At 37.7% G+C, this 14,718-nt stretch carries 15 protein-coding genes; 9 read left to right on the top strand and 6 right to left on the bottom strand.

Features of this window, described 5'->3' with window-relative positions:
* Positions 1–49 precede the first annotated feature (49 nt).
* The gene (locus tag H4J70_RS09705; protein ID WP_182215340.1) at positions 50–907 is read right to left on the bottom strand and encodes a peptidylprolyl isomerase; all 858 of its coding nucleotides are present in this window, start codon (positions 905–907) and stop codon (positions 50–52) included.
* Positions 908–1,022: 115 nt separating this feature from the next.
* Here H4J70_RS09705 and H4J70_RS09700 point away from each other — a divergent pair, with 115 nt between their 5' ends.
* Together H4J70_RS09700 and H4J70_RS09695 are read left to right on the top strand one after the other, a co-directional pair.
* Positions 1,023–1,733, top strand: a complete 711-nt coding sequence (locus H4J70_RS09700) for a DUF445 family protein (RefSeq protein WP_182215342.1) — start codon at positions 1,023–1,025, stop codon at positions 1,731–1,733.
* 256 nt (positions 1,734–1,989) lie between these two features.
* On the top strand, positions 1,990–3,177 hold the full coding sequence (locus H4J70_RS09695) for an amino acid aminotransferase (protein WP_182172491.1): 1,188 nt from the start codon (positions 1,990–1,992) through the stop codon (positions 3,175–3,177).
* Between the two features lie 121 nt (positions 3,178–3,298).
* Here H4J70_RS09695 and H4J70_RS09690 read toward each other — a convergent pair whose 3' ends face one another.
* Positions 3,299–3,910 carry a DUF952 domain-containing protein gene (locus H4J70_RS09690; protein WP_182215344.1) on the bottom strand — a complete coding sequence of 204 codons (612 nt, stop codon included), beginning with the start codon at positions 3,908–3,910 and terminating at the stop codon, positions 3,299–3,301.
* A gap of 213 nt (positions 3,911–4,123) precedes the next feature.
* Between H4J70_RS09690 and glpE the strand changes: the two genes are divergently transcribed.
* Both glpE and glpG read left to right on the top strand, forming a co-directional pair.
* Positions 4,124–4,453 carry a thiosulfate sulfurtransferase GlpE gene (glpE, locus tag H4J70_RS09685; protein ID WP_083277969.1) on the top strand — a complete coding sequence of 110 codons (330 nt, stop codon included), beginning with the start codon at positions 4,124–4,126 and terminating at the stop codon, positions 4,451–4,453.
* A 13-nt stretch (positions 4,454–4,466) separates the two neighbouring features.
* Positions 4,467–5,339, top strand: a complete 873-nt coding sequence (gene glpG / locus H4J70_RS09680; protein WP_182215345.1) for a rhomboid family intramembrane serine protease GlpG — start codon at positions 4,467–4,469, stop codon at positions 5,337–5,339.
* 61 nt (positions 5,340–5,400) lie between these two features.
* On the opposite strand, the gene H4J70_RS09675 is transcribed toward glpG, so the two are convergent.
* Positions 5,401–5,793: a flagellar basal body-associated protein FliL gene (locus tag H4J70_RS09675; protein ID WP_182215347.1), complete on the bottom strand. Its 393-nt coding sequence runs from the start codon at positions 5,791–5,793 to the stop codon at positions 5,401–5,403.
* Between the two features lie 308 nt (positions 5,794–6,101).
* On the opposite strand from H4J70_RS09675, the gene H4J70_RS09670 reads away from it, so the two are divergent.
* The gene (locus H4J70_RS09670) at positions 6,102–6,683 is read left to right on the top strand and encodes a chorismate lyase (protein WP_182215348.1); all 582 of its coding nucleotides are present in this window, start codon (positions 6,102–6,104) and stop codon (positions 6,681–6,683) included.
* A gap of 37 nt (positions 6,684–6,720) precedes the next feature.
* Complete coding sequence (ubiA, locus tag H4J70_RS09665; RefSeq protein ID WP_182215350.1) at positions 6,721–7,584, top strand: 4-hydroxybenzoate octaprenyltransferase; 864 nt, start codon at positions 6,721–6,723, stop codon at positions 7,582–7,584.
* A 103-nt stretch (positions 7,585–7,687) separates the two neighbouring features.
* On the opposite strand, the gene plsB is transcribed toward ubiA, so the two are convergent.
* Positions 7,688–10,129 carry a glycerol-3-phosphate 1-O-acyltransferase PlsB gene (gene plsB / locus H4J70_RS09660; protein ID WP_182215352.1) on the bottom strand — a complete coding sequence of 814 codons (2,442 nt, stop codon included), beginning with the start codon at positions 10,127–10,129 and terminating at the stop codon, positions 7,688–7,690.
* A 138-nt stretch (positions 10,130–10,267) separates the two neighbouring features.
* Between plsB and H4J70_RS09655 the strand changes: the two genes are divergently transcribed.
* From H4J70_RS09655 to H4J70_RS09645, 3 genes are all read left to right on the top strand, one after another.
* Positions 10,268–10,741 carry an NYN domain-containing protein gene (locus H4J70_RS09655; protein WP_182215396.1) on the top strand — a complete coding sequence of 158 codons (474 nt, stop codon included), beginning with the start codon at positions 10,268–10,270 and terminating at the stop codon, positions 10,739–10,741.
* 174 nt (positions 10,742–10,915) lie between these two features.
* Positions 10,916–11,914, top strand: a complete 999-nt coding sequence (locus H4J70_RS09650) for a WD40 repeat domain-containing protein (RefSeq protein ID WP_182215353.1) — start codon at positions 10,916–10,918, stop codon at positions 11,912–11,914.
* A gap of 31 nt (positions 11,915–11,945) precedes the next feature.
* On the top strand, positions 11,946–12,329 hold the full coding sequence (locus tag H4J70_RS09645) for a hypothetical protein (RefSeq protein ID WP_182215355.1): 384 nt from the start codon (positions 11,946–11,948) through the stop codon (positions 12,327–12,329).
* Positions 12,330–12,371: 42 nt separating this feature from the next.
* Here H4J70_RS09645 and H4J70_RS20895 read toward each other — a convergent pair whose 3' ends face one another.
* Entirely contained in the window at positions 12,372–12,896 is a 525-nt protein-coding gene (locus H4J70_RS20895) for a type II secretion system protein (protein ID WP_182215357.1), read from the bottom strand.
* 257 nt (positions 12,897–13,153) lie between these two features.
* Entirely contained in the window at positions 13,154–14,596 is a 1,443-nt protein-coding gene (locus tag H4J70_RS09635) for a response regulator (RefSeq protein WP_182215358.1), read from the bottom strand.
* Between the last annotated feature and the right edge of the window lie 122 nt (positions 14,597–14,718).

Below are 14,718 nucleotides of genomic sequence, written 5' to 3'. Positions count from 1 at the left end.
TAGCAAAACATTTTCAAGGTCAAAGCCATCCCCACCTTTTAGATAAGGTTTAATTAATTATCCGGCTTTTCACTGGCGTTTGGCAAATATCTAAAACGGGTGGTGGTTTTTTGTAGAAAAATGCATTTTCTCGTTTTTTCTGTTTTTCTATCATTTGACTAAAAGCGGGGTGCTCGGTATTTTTTACGGCTAATAAAATTTGTTGTTCTTTGGGCACATCACTCATCATTTTCATACTTGTCATGGTGGTATAATCTTTTTCAGCAACAGGCTTATCACCCTCAATAACCGATGTTCTAGTTATGGCTTGTACGTGGTTCATGCCATAAACCACACGACCAAAGATAGTCATAATTCGATCTAAATAGCGAGTGGCTTGACCATTAACAATATAAAAATGACTGGTGCCGGAGTCGGCGTCATTCCCCCTAGCCATTGCAATGACACCAGGGCAGTGCGTTAACCAAGCTTTTTTTTCACTCGGGTTATGAGCTAATGAAAATCCGTCTTTAAAACCTGTTTGTTCAGCGAATAAATCATTGTTTTGAATTTTAGTGAACTGCCAGTTTTCATCGGTAGTAAAGTCACCTTCCATGATTAATGTTGGTACTAACTTATCTTGACGACTGCCGTCTTCAGGACCTCCTTGCGCCACAAAACCGTCGATCACTCGATAGAACTTATTACCATCATAATGACCTGATTGGGTCAGTTTTATAAACTGTTCGACATGCTTAGGCGAAAACTGTGGTGCCAGTTCTATGACAACTTTTCCGTGTGGTAGTGTCAGTAATACGGTTCTTGCAACATCTAAAGCTCGCCATTCATCAGCTACTTTTGATGTTTGTGCAGCAGCGCTAAAAATAGTCAGTAATGTACTCATGGCTAAAATAAGTCTGATTTTCATGACGTTTCCTTAATCTTTATTGTTTACCCGCTACTATACAGTAAAAGAGTTGGCGCAAAACCATGCAATTGTTAATATAGCGCGATAGAAACCAACACTAATTTTGAGGTACTCAGTGAATAAAAGCTTTATGACTAATATTATCGCCTTGCTTGCTACTTTAGCGGGTTATTTTTTCGAGCAGTCTTTACTCTTTACCATAGGCTTATTTGCCTTGTCGGGGGCATTTACTAATTGGATTGCTATACATATGCTTTTTGAAAAAGTACCCTTTTTATATGGCTCTGGTGTTATTCCTGCGCGCTTTGAAGATTTTAAAAAAGCCATAAAAGAGCTGATGATGGAACAGTTTTTCACTGAAGAAAATATTGACCGATTTTTGTCGGGTGGTTCAGGTGGTTTAGTGTCTTTAGACTTAACACCCGTCATTGAAAAAATAGACTTGAATCCTGCTTTTGATGACTTAGTTGATGTTATTGAAAAGTCATCGTTTGGTGGCATGTTAGCGATGGTTGGTGGCAGCGAAGCATTACAGCCGTTACGAGAGCCGTTTATTGAAAAAATGAAAATCACCGTCGGTAAAATTTCACAAAGTGAAGAATTTAACAATATCCTCAAGGATGAGTTAGAGCAACCGAGTGTTATGGCGGATATGCGTGATAAAGTCAGTGAAATTATTGATCAAAGGTTAAATGAACTAACACCACAACTGGTCAAGGAAATTATCCAAGCGATGATCCGCAAACACTTAGGTTGGTTGGTTGTTTGGGGAGGTGTATTTGGTGGTATTATTGGCTTTATCGCCGCAGTTACTAATAATTTCTAAGATTTTATCAGCGATTATTTCGCAACAAACGCTGGATATAATTTGTTGCGAAACTTGTCATTACAGACAACAAGGTTATCCTTGTTATTCCTTAGTCCCTTTTGTGCTATTAGTTCCTGCAATTTTTTAGTTTAAACGCTTTAAATTTCACCTTATTGGGGCTATGCTTGCGCTTTAAACACAGGGATTTATTTCTCTTGTTGAGCGAAATCGCCCAATTAAGAACATCCCGTCATTGAATAAGGTAACCGGAGACATGTTTGGTAGCTTAAAGGCTTTGCCAGCCGATCCTATTTTAGGCTTGTTGGCTAAATATCGTGAAGATTCAAACCCACATAAAATTGATTTGGGTGTGGGCGTTTATAAAAATGAAGCAGGTCATACAGCGATTTTAGACTGTGTGAAAGCGGCGGAAAAATATCGTAACGATCACGAAGATACCAAAGTTTATATTGGTCCTACCGGCTCACCTGTATTCAATGAAGAGATGAGTAAATTAATTTTCGGTCACCATAAAGTGCTGCTTGAAAATAGAGCTCGCACGGTTTCTACTCCCGGTGGAACTGGGGCATTACGTGTTGCGGCTGAATTTATTAAGTCTTGTAAAGCTGGTGCCACTATTTGGGTGAGTAACCCAACATGGGCAAATCATACCGGTTTGTTTGAAGCCGCTGGTTTAACCGTTAAAACCTATCCGTATTACGACCACGAAAACAAAACGCTTGATTTTGATGGCATGTTAGCGGCATTAAAAGAAGTCAGCAGCGATGATGCTGTGTTGTTACATGCGTGTTGTCATAATCCCAGTGGTATGGATTTAAACAATGAGCAGTGGCAACAAGTTGTTGAAGTGGCTAAAGACATTGGTTTTTTACCCCTTATCGATATGGCATACCAAGGTTTTGGTGTTGGTTTAGACGAAGATGCCTATGGTTTGCGTTTAATGGCCGAACACGCGAAAGAAATGATTGTTTGTAGTTCATGTTCGAAAAACTTTGGTTTATACCGCGAACGTATTGGCGCTTGTACTATTATTGGCGAAACATCTGCCGCAGTTGATGTTGCACAGTCCGTATTACTTTATGTGATCCGTGTTATTTATTCTATGCCTCCAGCACATGGTGCCGCATTGGTTGAAACAATCTTAAGTTCTGATGAACTACGTACCCAGTGGCATGTAGAATTAAAAGAAATGCGAGACCGTATTAATGGTAACCGTCAACTATTGGTTGATAAGTTAGTCGAAAACGGTGTGACTCGTGACTTCAGCTTTATTACCCGTCAAATGGGGATGTTTTCATTCTTAGGTATAACCCCTGAGCAAGTGCAACAGTTACAAGATGAATATAGTATTTATATGGTCGGTTCAAGCCGTATGAGTATTGCGGGTATTGCGAATAGTAATGTTGATTACTTAGCAAAATCTATCGCGAAAGTTCTATAGGCGCTAAGATTCGTTAACAGCTTTAGAGCTTAAGAAAGAGTTAAAGCCAAAACATCTCGGTGTTTTGGCTTTATTGTTTTTGGTTAACTAGCCAATTGATAATGTGAGTAAGCGGCTATCTTTAGAGGTAAAAATTTCCATCCTCATTAAGTGATATTTTTTCAACCCGAGTGACCGCATTGATGTTTAATGGACCATATATATGAGGATATAAGCCACCGCTTGCAGGTTCCCATTTTATTTCTGGTATAACTAACTCTTTATCAACAATCAAAATAAGTGGCTGCTCTTTGTCTTTATAATATTTATTGGCAAGACGGTTTAACTGACTTTTTGGCGTCGCATGAATAAAACCTTCGCTGGTTAGCGAATCACGCGTTAGCTTACCTGCACTTAGTGCTTGTTGATATTCAGCATTTGATGAGAGTAAATAGATAGACGGATCATTTAGCCCTGCATACATGCGAATAAAAGTATTCGTTAGTATTTGTTGCTCATCTTTCTGGTAAAGGTAGTCAACACGAAATATCCCTTTAATATTGTTATTTTCAATAGCCTGACTTACAACGCTTATTTCTGCTCGAGCAGTCCAGTCAGTACCTGTTAACCATAGAGGAACATTGTCAGCAAGATGCTGATGGCCCTTTCTCTCAAAGGGATAGGTTTTTCCACGTACTAACTCTGCGTAATTATCTGAACGGAGAATTGAATTATTTGCTATTTTAAAGCCCATGGGTTTTCCTGTATTAAATTGTTGTTAGCGATAAAGCTATTAATTGTCTATGTTACCGATAAGTGCACATGCTTTAAATGGTAAACAACAAAGAATATATTTGTTGTCTTATCGCTATTACCAATCAATATGTATTTTGCTGAGTTTTGAATGGTAACGTCTAGATGTAAAATTATGCTACATTAACGGCGTAAATTTTTAGGGAAATAAAAAATGACTGAACAAACCAATTTCAAACATATGCAACTGGCCACCTTACACGAGAGTTTAACTGATAAAACTCATGTCATTGTTGATATTCGTGACGCGGCTTCTTTTCAAGCAAATCATATTCCTGGTGCTATTCATTTGAGTAATGAAAACTTTGCCGACTTCATTCGTGAAGCCGACTTAGATGCCCCCGTTGTTGTTTGCTGTTATCACGGTATTTCTAGCCAACAAGCTGCACAGTTTCTTATTAGCCAAGACTTCAGTGATGTTTATTCACTCGATGGCGGCTTTACTGATTGGCAATTACGTTTTCCACAAGATATAGAACACTAAATAGTTGAGCATAATGTCGGAATATAATTCAGCAAATGAGCTAAGTCCCTTAGTACAAGTTAAACAACATAACATTGCCTTGTTGTTTGCGAATTATTTAACCAGTTTAGATATCGATGCTAAAGTGCAAAAGGATGACAGCGACTATGTTATTTATTGTGCAAGCCATAAAATAGCTCAAGCAAAAGAAATTTTTGCTGAATTTATTGCCGACCCTTACCAAGAAAAATATCAACAAGCTGCATGGCAAAGTGGACAAGTTTCACAAGTTCAAGACAACTCTCCGTCATTAATAACAAGCTTTAAACAGCAGTTTTTGGCTCATGCCGGTGTGGTAACCTTAACTGTTTTTGCTTTGTGCTGGTTAGTTTTTATCGCGAGCTTGTTGGGTTTCGCTCGACCTACTTTTGAATTATTACATTTCTATCCTAAGTTAACGATGGAGGCCTTTTTTGATTCTCCATTACGTCTTTTAGGGCCCGCCCTGTTTCATTTTTCATGGTTACATATTGTCTTTAATACTATGTGGTGGTGGCAATTAGGTGGCAGTGTTGAACGTACTTTAGGGAAGGGGGCGTTAATTAATTTATTTTTGATCACCGCACTGCTCTCTAATCTCGGGCAGTTTATGGTTTCAGGTCCTAACTTTGGCGGCCTGTCTGGTGTGGTTTATGGCTTAGTGGGTTATGTTTGGTGGTATGGCTGGCTAGCACCTGAAAAAGGTTTAATGATCTCTAAGCCCATTATTGGCTTTTTACTGTTTTGGCTTTTACTGGGCTATGCCGATGTTTTACCGGTTAATATGGCAAATACAGCGCACTTATTAGGATTAGTAAGTGGCTGTTTGTTAGCAGCAGTCAACGTGTTATTGATGAAAAGGCATTAGGTCTTTATTAAAAAACCGTAGGTTGAGTTTTACCGACCTACGGGGATCTTTTAATATACTGTTAGTTGTCTAGCCACTGGGTAAATAATAATTTTTTAATTAGCGGCTGACCTGTTTCTTGTGTCAAAAGACTCTTCACTTTTTCTTCACATAAACGCTGGATTTCGTGGCGACCATTAATCGATTTTACTTTTGCTTCAGGTTGCTGACCAATAATAGCAATAATAGCATCGCGCAATAACGGTGCATGATGCTCAACCGTTTCATAATTTGCCGAATCTTCAATCATCAATTCAACGGTGAGACGAACATAGCCTAGTTTCTTTTTTACCGCTACATAGTTAGTGATAATAGCGGGTTCAAAACCAAAGTAAGCATAGTCCGCCGCTTTTACTGAAGATAAAGGAAAAGAGAACGACAATAATGTCGCTAATATTAATAAGGTATTTTTCATTTTGCCGCTCTATTTAACTGGAGAATTGAAAAGACTATCGACTATATTACAATGAATCATTAGCTTTTATTAGCAAATTTGTTCGCTTTATTTATTTTTATAACGCTAAGCGCTAAAACCCCCTCAAGGATAACCCGTTTGATAGGCTAACTTATTTCGTGTGGCCTATTGATGCGAGCTCGTCTACCTTTGAAATCACCACTTGAATTTGGTCGGCAAGGTGTACCAAATTACCAGCGGCATAAATTAAACAATACTGATATGATATGCAGGTTATTGTCTAATAAAATAGTTATTAATTAGTTGTTATGACCCAGTCGCATCCATTATTTCCCATTACTATCGATACAGCATGGCAGTCTCCTTTAGGAGTATCGCTTAATGAAACGCTATTAAGTTGGTTACTCGACCCAAGCTCGTTGACTGCTCGATTAAGTCAATGTTGCCAACATTTTCGTGTTGAAGTATTAGGGCAAAAAATTCAGCCTTGCACAAGAGAAGAAGCAACGGCAGACATTAATGTAGGTGAACAAGTGTTAGTGCGTGAGGTGATATTATATTGCGACAATGTGCCACAAGTCTTTGCCCGCAGCTTACTGCCTTTAAAAAGCTTAACCGGTGAAGAGCAGCAGTTAGCACACTTAGGTAACCAATCGTTAGGACAGGTGCTGTTTAGCAAAAAAGAGTTAACCCGTAAATGCATTGAAATCTCGTCTTTTTCTCCAATCTCTACCGTATCAGCATTAGCACAACATCTTAAATTACCAGTTAAAACCGAGCTCTGGGGACGCCGTTCAACGTTTATGCTGCATGATAAACCTTTATTAGTTGCTGAAATATTTTTACCGAATGCCTTCGCTTATCAAACTAATCAAACTGATCAATTATGATAAATAAAAAAGAAATAAAAAATCTTCAGGAAAATACATGACAAATTCTTTTGCAGATAAGTGGCAAGGCATTGTAAAAATTACTCGCGCCGACAAGCCGATCGGTACCTACTTACTATTATGGCCAACATATTGGGCATTATGGATAGCCGGCGATGGTTTTCCACCCTTACATTGGCTAGCTGTATTTACCTTAGGTGTTTTTGTTATGCGCAGCGCAGGTTGTGTTATTAATGACTGGGCAGATCGTAAAGTAGACGGACAAGTAAAACGTACCCAGCATAGGCCATTAGTTACTGGCATATTAACGCCAAACGATGCGTTATCGTTATTTGGTTTGTTGATTGGCATCGCGCTCGGCTTAGTTTTAACCTTAAGTTGGTTCACCATTCAATTGTCAGTGGTTGCGGTGTTACTGGCAGCAAGTTACCCTTTTATGAAACGTTATACCCAGTTACCCCAAGTGGTATTAGGTGCAGCGTTTAGCTGGGGGATGATTATGGCGTTTGCCGAAGGTATGGGTGAAATCCCCACAGTTGCTTGGCTACTTTTTAGCGCTAACTTATTATGGACGGTAGCTTACGATACTATGTATGCGATGGTTGACCGCGACGACGATTTAAAAATTGGCATAAAATCAACGGCCATTCTATTTGGTCGCCATGACAAACGTATTATTCTATTTCTTCAACTGGCTACACTAGCTTTGTTAATGAGCGTGGGTGAAATGCTCGCATTTGGTTGGCCTTATCAACTGAGTCTTGTTATTGCGGCCGGATTTTTTTGTTATCAACAAATTTTAATTGTCGATAGAGAGCGTGATAAATGCTTTCAAGCTTTTTTGAATAATCATTTTGTAGGTTTAGTGATTTTTATTGGCATATCAATAGAGTACCTCTAGTTACTACGGGTCCGATAATCATGAGATCCAACATTATGCTTGTGGTGCGTCATCCTGATAATCGTTCAGGATGACGATGTAGCCCGTTTTATTCGTGCAAGAGTTAACGAATAATACTCTGTAAAACTTCAATATCTATCAGTTGAGTGACCGACGACTTCAACAAACCTAAAGTACTGCTGTCAACGAGCTGGTCGTTTTCATCTTTATTAATATAGCCTTGCTCAATCATGGCTTTAATTAAAATTCCCTGGGCTTTTTTATCAATAAACTCAGGAGCATTAATATCATTTAATACCGATAAGCGCTTAGCAATAGCAACAACTTTGTCTTCAAGGTCATTTTTACTAATGGGTGATAAACGATGTGTTAATGAACAGATAATGGTAAAACGTTGTACGGTTTCATTAATACATTCGCCGATTAAGCGAATATTACTGGTCTGTTCAACGTCATTTACCACGCTTAAAAAGCCACTTTTACTTTTTCGAATAAGACCTTCGGCCATTAAAAATTTTATTATTTGCTCTGTTTGTTCCACAACATCACTTTCGCTTTGCCATAAAAATAAATCAATTTTCACTAAACTGATGATCCGTTGCACCTGTTCTAATAAAGTGTCGATATCTATTTTGCTATGGCGTTCCAATATCCGGCAAATGAGCGCAGGTAATATATAGCTATGTAAAATATTATTACGGTAATAACGCATTTCTAAAATGGCTGTTTCAGATAATGAAATAATGTCGCCGTAACTGTCTTGATTTACGGTGACTTTATTAAGAGAGATAACCTCTTCAAGCAGTTGCTGGCCATCTTCACAGGGGATGGTCAACTGCTGACTATAAGGCGCATTGCGCTGTAAGTTTAAAAATAAATCAAGCTGGCTTATTAATTCTGTTTTAGCGAGTGCTTTATTATTACAAGCATGCAGAATAAGTGCGACTAAAGCCGTACCATTAATGGCGGCGCTTTTATTGATATGCGTCATTACTTGATCAGCCAGAATATTAACACTTGGTGTCAACCATGTTGGCTTTTGTGGATCAATAGGGTCGATATCGTCTTTCCAGCTAGGGACCTGTTTATTTAAGAACTGGTTAATATTGATAGGTTCACCAAAATTCACGTAACCTTTTCCATAATTTCGTAAATTTTTAATCGCTTTAATAACACCAAAGATAGATTCATTTTTCTTCTGGCTACCACTTAATTCTTTATGATAGGTGCCGACTTCCATAACATGCTCGTAACCTAAATAAACTGGCACTAAGGTTAATGGACGATCAATGCCACGAAGCAAGCTTTGTATCGTCATGGCAAGCATACCTGTTTTAGGGGGTAGTAAACGGCCAGTTCTACTGCGCCCGCCTTCAGAATAATATTTTACTGAGTAGCCACGTTCAAATAATAAGCCTAAATACTCGCGAAAAATGGTGGAATATAAGCGATTGCCTTTAAAGCTACGACGAATAAAAAACGCACCGGCTTTGCGGAAGATAGGGCCTGCTGGCCAAAAATTTAAATTAATACCAGCGGCTATTCTAGGAGTCACTAAGCCTTCTTGGAAAATGACATAGGTAAGTAGTAAATAGTCCATGTGGCTTCGGTGACAAGGCACATAAATAATTTCATGGCCTTCTTGAGCTAGATCTCGCAGCACTTTTGCATTATTGATGTTTATACCGCTGTATAAGCGACTCCACAGCCAAGTTAAAATACGTGCGCCCAAGCGAACCATAGAGTCACGGTAATCACCGGCAATTTCATCCATGATGGCGAGGGCTTGTTTTTTCACTTGCTCTTCACTAATCGCTTTGCTTTTGGCTTCGTCGCTGATTAAGCGTTTTATCGATGGATTAGCAAGCAGTGTCGCAAACATTTGTTGACGGTGCATTAACCTTGGGCCCGTTACTGCAATCGTTTGGCGGTAAAAGTGAAAACGAGCAATACGCATTAATTTTTGTGCACTTGCTTGCGTAGTACCATGCCTGTCTGCCATAAGACGAAAAGAAATCGCTTCACTAAATCGGACAATAGAATTACGCCCTAAAAATAATACAATGAAAAACTTACGTAACCACGAAGGTGATTCTTGATCCGCTAAAACAGTCCCTATATTGGCATTATTATGTTCTTTGGTTGGTGTTCTGCCCCAAATAACATGAGCAGGTATGAGCTGAGCATCTAATTTTTCGTCGATGCTGTGCTGCTTTAATAATTCGAAGCCTTGGGTAATCGCTTCGGTATGACCTGCTTTTCGCCAACGAAAAAGCGGTGTAGGTTTTTCTAAGCACAATAAACGTGAAAAACTTTGCCCATTAACAGTTACCAGGCTTAGTGGATCGGGTAATTTTAAAGTTTTACAGGCCTTTCGTAGGGCAAGTAGATCACTGGCAGATTGATGACGAATAACATAAAACTGTGGCTGTTCAAGTTTTACTTCTTCTGACTCTAAATAGTTGTCAGGAACAATTTTACTGCGAACAAGCAATTTTATCGGGAAACGTAATAAGAAATAGAATAATGAACGTATGGCTGACATCGAATTTTCTCTGAATTATTATACTTTTAGACATGTTTTTAATAGTAGCTTTATTGTAGCATGTTGCCTATGGTTTTTGGTAATGGTGGCCATCACCAACATCCTTCCTTTATCATCGAGTAATAAATGACAAGCCAACTGAACAAAATAGCTATATTTGTAGATGTACAAAATATTTACTATACCACCCGTGATAGCTTTCAAAGGCAGTTTAACTACCGAAAGTTTTGGCAACAAATTAGTGAGCAGGGCGATATTGTTATCGCCAATGCCTATGCAATTCAACGCAGTGACGATGCTCAACATAAATTTCAAAAAGCGTTAAAACATATTGGATTTGATGTAAAGCTTAAACCGTTTATTCAACGTCGAGATGGCTCTGCCAAAGGTGACTGGGACGTCGGTATTACCATTGATGTCATGGAAAGTGCCGGCGATGTTGATATCGTTATATTATTATCTGGCGATGGCGACTTTGATTTACTACTTCGCAAAGTTAAAGAGCGTTATGGAGTAACTACACATGTTTATGGTGTATCAGCTTTAACCGCTAACTCATTAATTAACGCGGCGGATGATTATTTTCCGATTGATGACTGGTTACTAATGTAACTTTGCTTGTCGAAATAACAGTCAGCCTCTGGTCGCCAATGATTAATGGCCATATCTTAATGATTGCTAATGTTGCCATATACCCTTGATCGCCAGTGAACAAAAATCATCCGCTTTTTATTAAATATGTGCGATAGTAGCTGTATCATACAGATGAAATAAAATGATTAGGCAATGAAAATTTTGATATTACTGATGCTTTCTTTACTTGCATCAGCCTGTGGTCAACAAGACGTCTATAATTCTGCAGCGGTTAGCAAAAGCAGTTACAGTAAATCAGCGATAGCAACCACAGCACTTTCAGATGATGGTAAGTTAACGGTGGTTATTAATGGTAATGGCGTCTGTCTTTGGCAAAACAGTCAGCAATCAATATTACCTAAATGCCTTCCAGCGGATCATGCACAACATATTGAAATCGCTTATATCAGTAATAACAATCAGTTCTTATATCTTTCTAATCGTGTGTCTGTAAAGCAATATACTCTTGATAATCTTGAAATAGTCGGTGAGTGGCAAGTCGCAGATAATATAATTAATGATATGTCAGTATCTAAAAATGGTCAGTTACTGTTATTAGGATATCGTAGTGGTAAAGCCAGTATTATTGATACCAAAGCGAATAAGGTCACTACTTTTCAAAAACATCGTTTAGATATAAACGCGGTGAGTCTGTCTGAAAACGGTCAAATTGCTTTTACCGGCTCAAGCGATAAAGTGGCCCAGTTATGGAATACTTCAACGGGTAAAACCCTGTTTGAATTTAGTCATGCCAGTCGCGTTAATCATGTTGATATCAGTAGCGACGGTTTGGTTGGCTTTAGCATTGACGCGGTTAAAGATCGTAAGTTTTGGAACCTAAAAACAGGCCAAATCATTGCTGAATTAGATACTTATTTAAAATTTATGGAAGTGAATGACTCTGTTTTTTCTGCCGACAAACAACTATTTTTAACTGGCTCACCCAGGCAAGTATTACAGTTATGGCGAGTGGCTGATGGCGCATTACTTGCCCAGTGGCAATCAGTCATGGAAAATGGCCGAGCATCGGTATTAAGTGTCGCAATGAATGACGGGGATAGCGAAACTATCAAAGATGCTAAAACGATCAAGTTTATTAATGCCAGTAATAGTGATGGCGTTTTAGAGCTGTGGCATTTTCCTGTTTATTAATTTTATAACCTTTTAGGTTAGAGGTACTACTTTGTATAAGCAAATTCCAACAACATCTTTTGATCTGTTACCACTGCCTATTATGGTTGTTGAGCTTAATAAAGAAGCGCTAAATCATACTATTGTTTATTTAAATCAAGAGTTTATTAATATTGTTGGTTGGGACTTAACCGATATACCGGATAAAAATCACTGGTGGCAAAAAGCCTATCCAGATCCCCATTATCAGAAGGTCGTTGAAAGCTTATGGGAACTGAGTATGGAATCAATAGATGCTGAAAAAGATAGCTTTGTTGCGGTGACAGTGAATATTCAGACCAAGAGCCATGGCGTTAAGCGATTTAAAGTTTATACCGAATTGAAAAGCGCGCTAATGGACGGTTATTATGTGGTCGCATTTGAAGAAATTAATTAATCAAATGCATAAGTGAATTATTGAGTCTACTGATTGCCTAAATTAGCAACCGTCAGCAATAATATCGTACGCCGGACCTATTGCTGCAGATTGCGCTTGGGTATATCTAAAATAGCAATTATCGTCACTGACTTTATTGTTGCCATTGACATCGTAACCAATAAAGACGAAGTTTGCGCCTTGCTCTTCGAAAACCTTGCCCCCCGAGAGCTTAAACTCCTCAGAAACATCAATCTGCTTGTAAATTTCATGATTATCAATGTAAGAGTGCAACAGCCTTAAATCAACGCCATTAAGATCAATAACGCCATTACGGTCTATATCTATATCAATTAAATCCGCGCGGCTAGGAACTGGAAATGTAGAATAGCTTGGCATCTTCGATTTTAAAAAGATTAAATTATTAGCGGCTTTTACGCTGACACTAAACTGGGTTAAAACGGCTATTTTTGCGTCTTTTGATATGCTGATAAATTTAGGTAATGCGGCGGCAGATAATATGCCCAATATCACGATGACAACGACCAGTTCAATTAAAGTAAAACCTTTATTACGACTACGACTCATCGACTGCACACACATAAATTATATTTTGTTGTTTAACGTTACTTGCATAAACGTTAAGTGGTATTAAAGAGTTTTTATTTTAACAACATAGCAACATAAAATAAACTATTTTATGTTGCTATGTTGTTAAAAATGTTGTCATCAAAATATGGTGATACCGTTATAGTAAAATCAGAGTGGGTTGTCGTTGTTCGTTGATAATAAATAGTAAAATAATCAATTTATTACTTTACTAGCAAGAAGATTAACCAATAAAGCTAATGATATATTTCACCTAAATAAAATGTCTTTTTGGGAATTTTAAAAAAATGTACGTCGCCACTATTTTCATGATGAACCCCTATAGAACCATCGTATTCATTGATAATTTTTTGGCAAAGTAATTGATTTAAAATAGGTGTTTGTATTAGACCTTCAGGGGACTTTTCTATTCCTACAGATGTCAGCGGAGTGGTTTTATCTAAAGGTGAGGCGTCTTCTACTTCAAAAACAATATCCTCATTTTTTGTATAAAGTCGAATTTTAAGTTCACCACCGTTTTGTGACCGCATCACGGCATCATGAGTCAATTGATTGATAACTTGACCAATCTTCTCTGGAACACATAAGTTTTTAATATCGTCATCAATCGATTTTTTGACGATAATATTACGTAATTTATCCCTGCTTGATTCAAGGTATAGTTGTGTTGCTATCATTGATTGCAACGAAGATGACTTTAAAGCAGAGCTTTGCATATAGTTAGAAATGGCAAAATAATTTAAAAAACTGTCAAAAGTACGGGTTAATTTTTCTTTGGATAACTGGCTAAGTTCTTTAAAATTTTGGTATTGTGCCTTACTGACTTTTCCCTCTAATAAACAATCGTTCACCGTTGTTAACACGTAAATAGGGTCAGAAATTTCCTTAGTCATATTATTAATGATTTTTTTATAGTCGTTGAGAGTACATTGATCTTTATTCATTTTATGCGCATTAAAGATCAGTCTTCTAAGCGTTAAGATAAAGAGTTCATTATCGATAGGCTTAATAAAAACATTATCAGCACCATTGGCTAAAAATTTAATCGCACCATTTCTATTACCGGTTAAACCAATAAAAATAAAAGATCGATCCACAAAAGTTTCCTTTATTTCTTGCATTAATTCACAGCCATTTTTAGAGGGCATTTCATAATCAAGAATCAGAATATTAATTGTGGGTGTTAATCTTAAACGCTCTATTACTTGCTCGCTATTAAGCTCAGTGTCGTTATGAATAAACTCACTACTCAAAATATTGGCAACAATACGGCTATCAACTCTTGAGTCATCCACAACCAGTGCGTGTTGAAAACGATAAATATCGTGTTGTCTAATGAAACCGTAAATAAGAGAGCTTAATTCGCTATCATTTTCATTGACCACCATATCAATGTAATGTGCTTTAGCGGTTCTTTCCATTTCAAAATTAAGAAAACGGGTTATCAATAAAGTGGGTACATTTTGTTTTAATTTAAGTCTGCTAATACTTTCTTCATCAATTTTTTCAATATAAAGAATGAGATAATCAGTGTGTGTTATAGCAACTTTTAGAGGTTGGGTTAGGTCATCAGCTATGAATGATTCGACATGTCCTAAATTTTCGCCCTGTAATACGGGGAGCAAACTTTTAGAGACCTGATCGGGTAGGTTTACTAGGAAAATATTTGAATTCATCATAACTGCTCCTTGTCTTAAATAAAGCGCTTTGGTAGATAAAAGAACAATAAGCGCTCATTAACTATACTCTTTATTTCTATTTTTAACAGTAGCTAATGTCATATTTATGGAACCAACCAACC

Origin of the sequence: Colwellia sp. BRX8-9 (assembly GCF_014077245.1) — a bacterium.
Taxonomy (GTDB): domain Bacteria; phylum Pseudomonadota; class Gammaproteobacteria; order Enterobacterales; family Alteromonadaceae; genus Colwellia_A.
The sequence above is the reverse complement of the archived record's forward strand: the minus strand, read 5'-3'. Positions and strand labels throughout refer to the sequence as shown.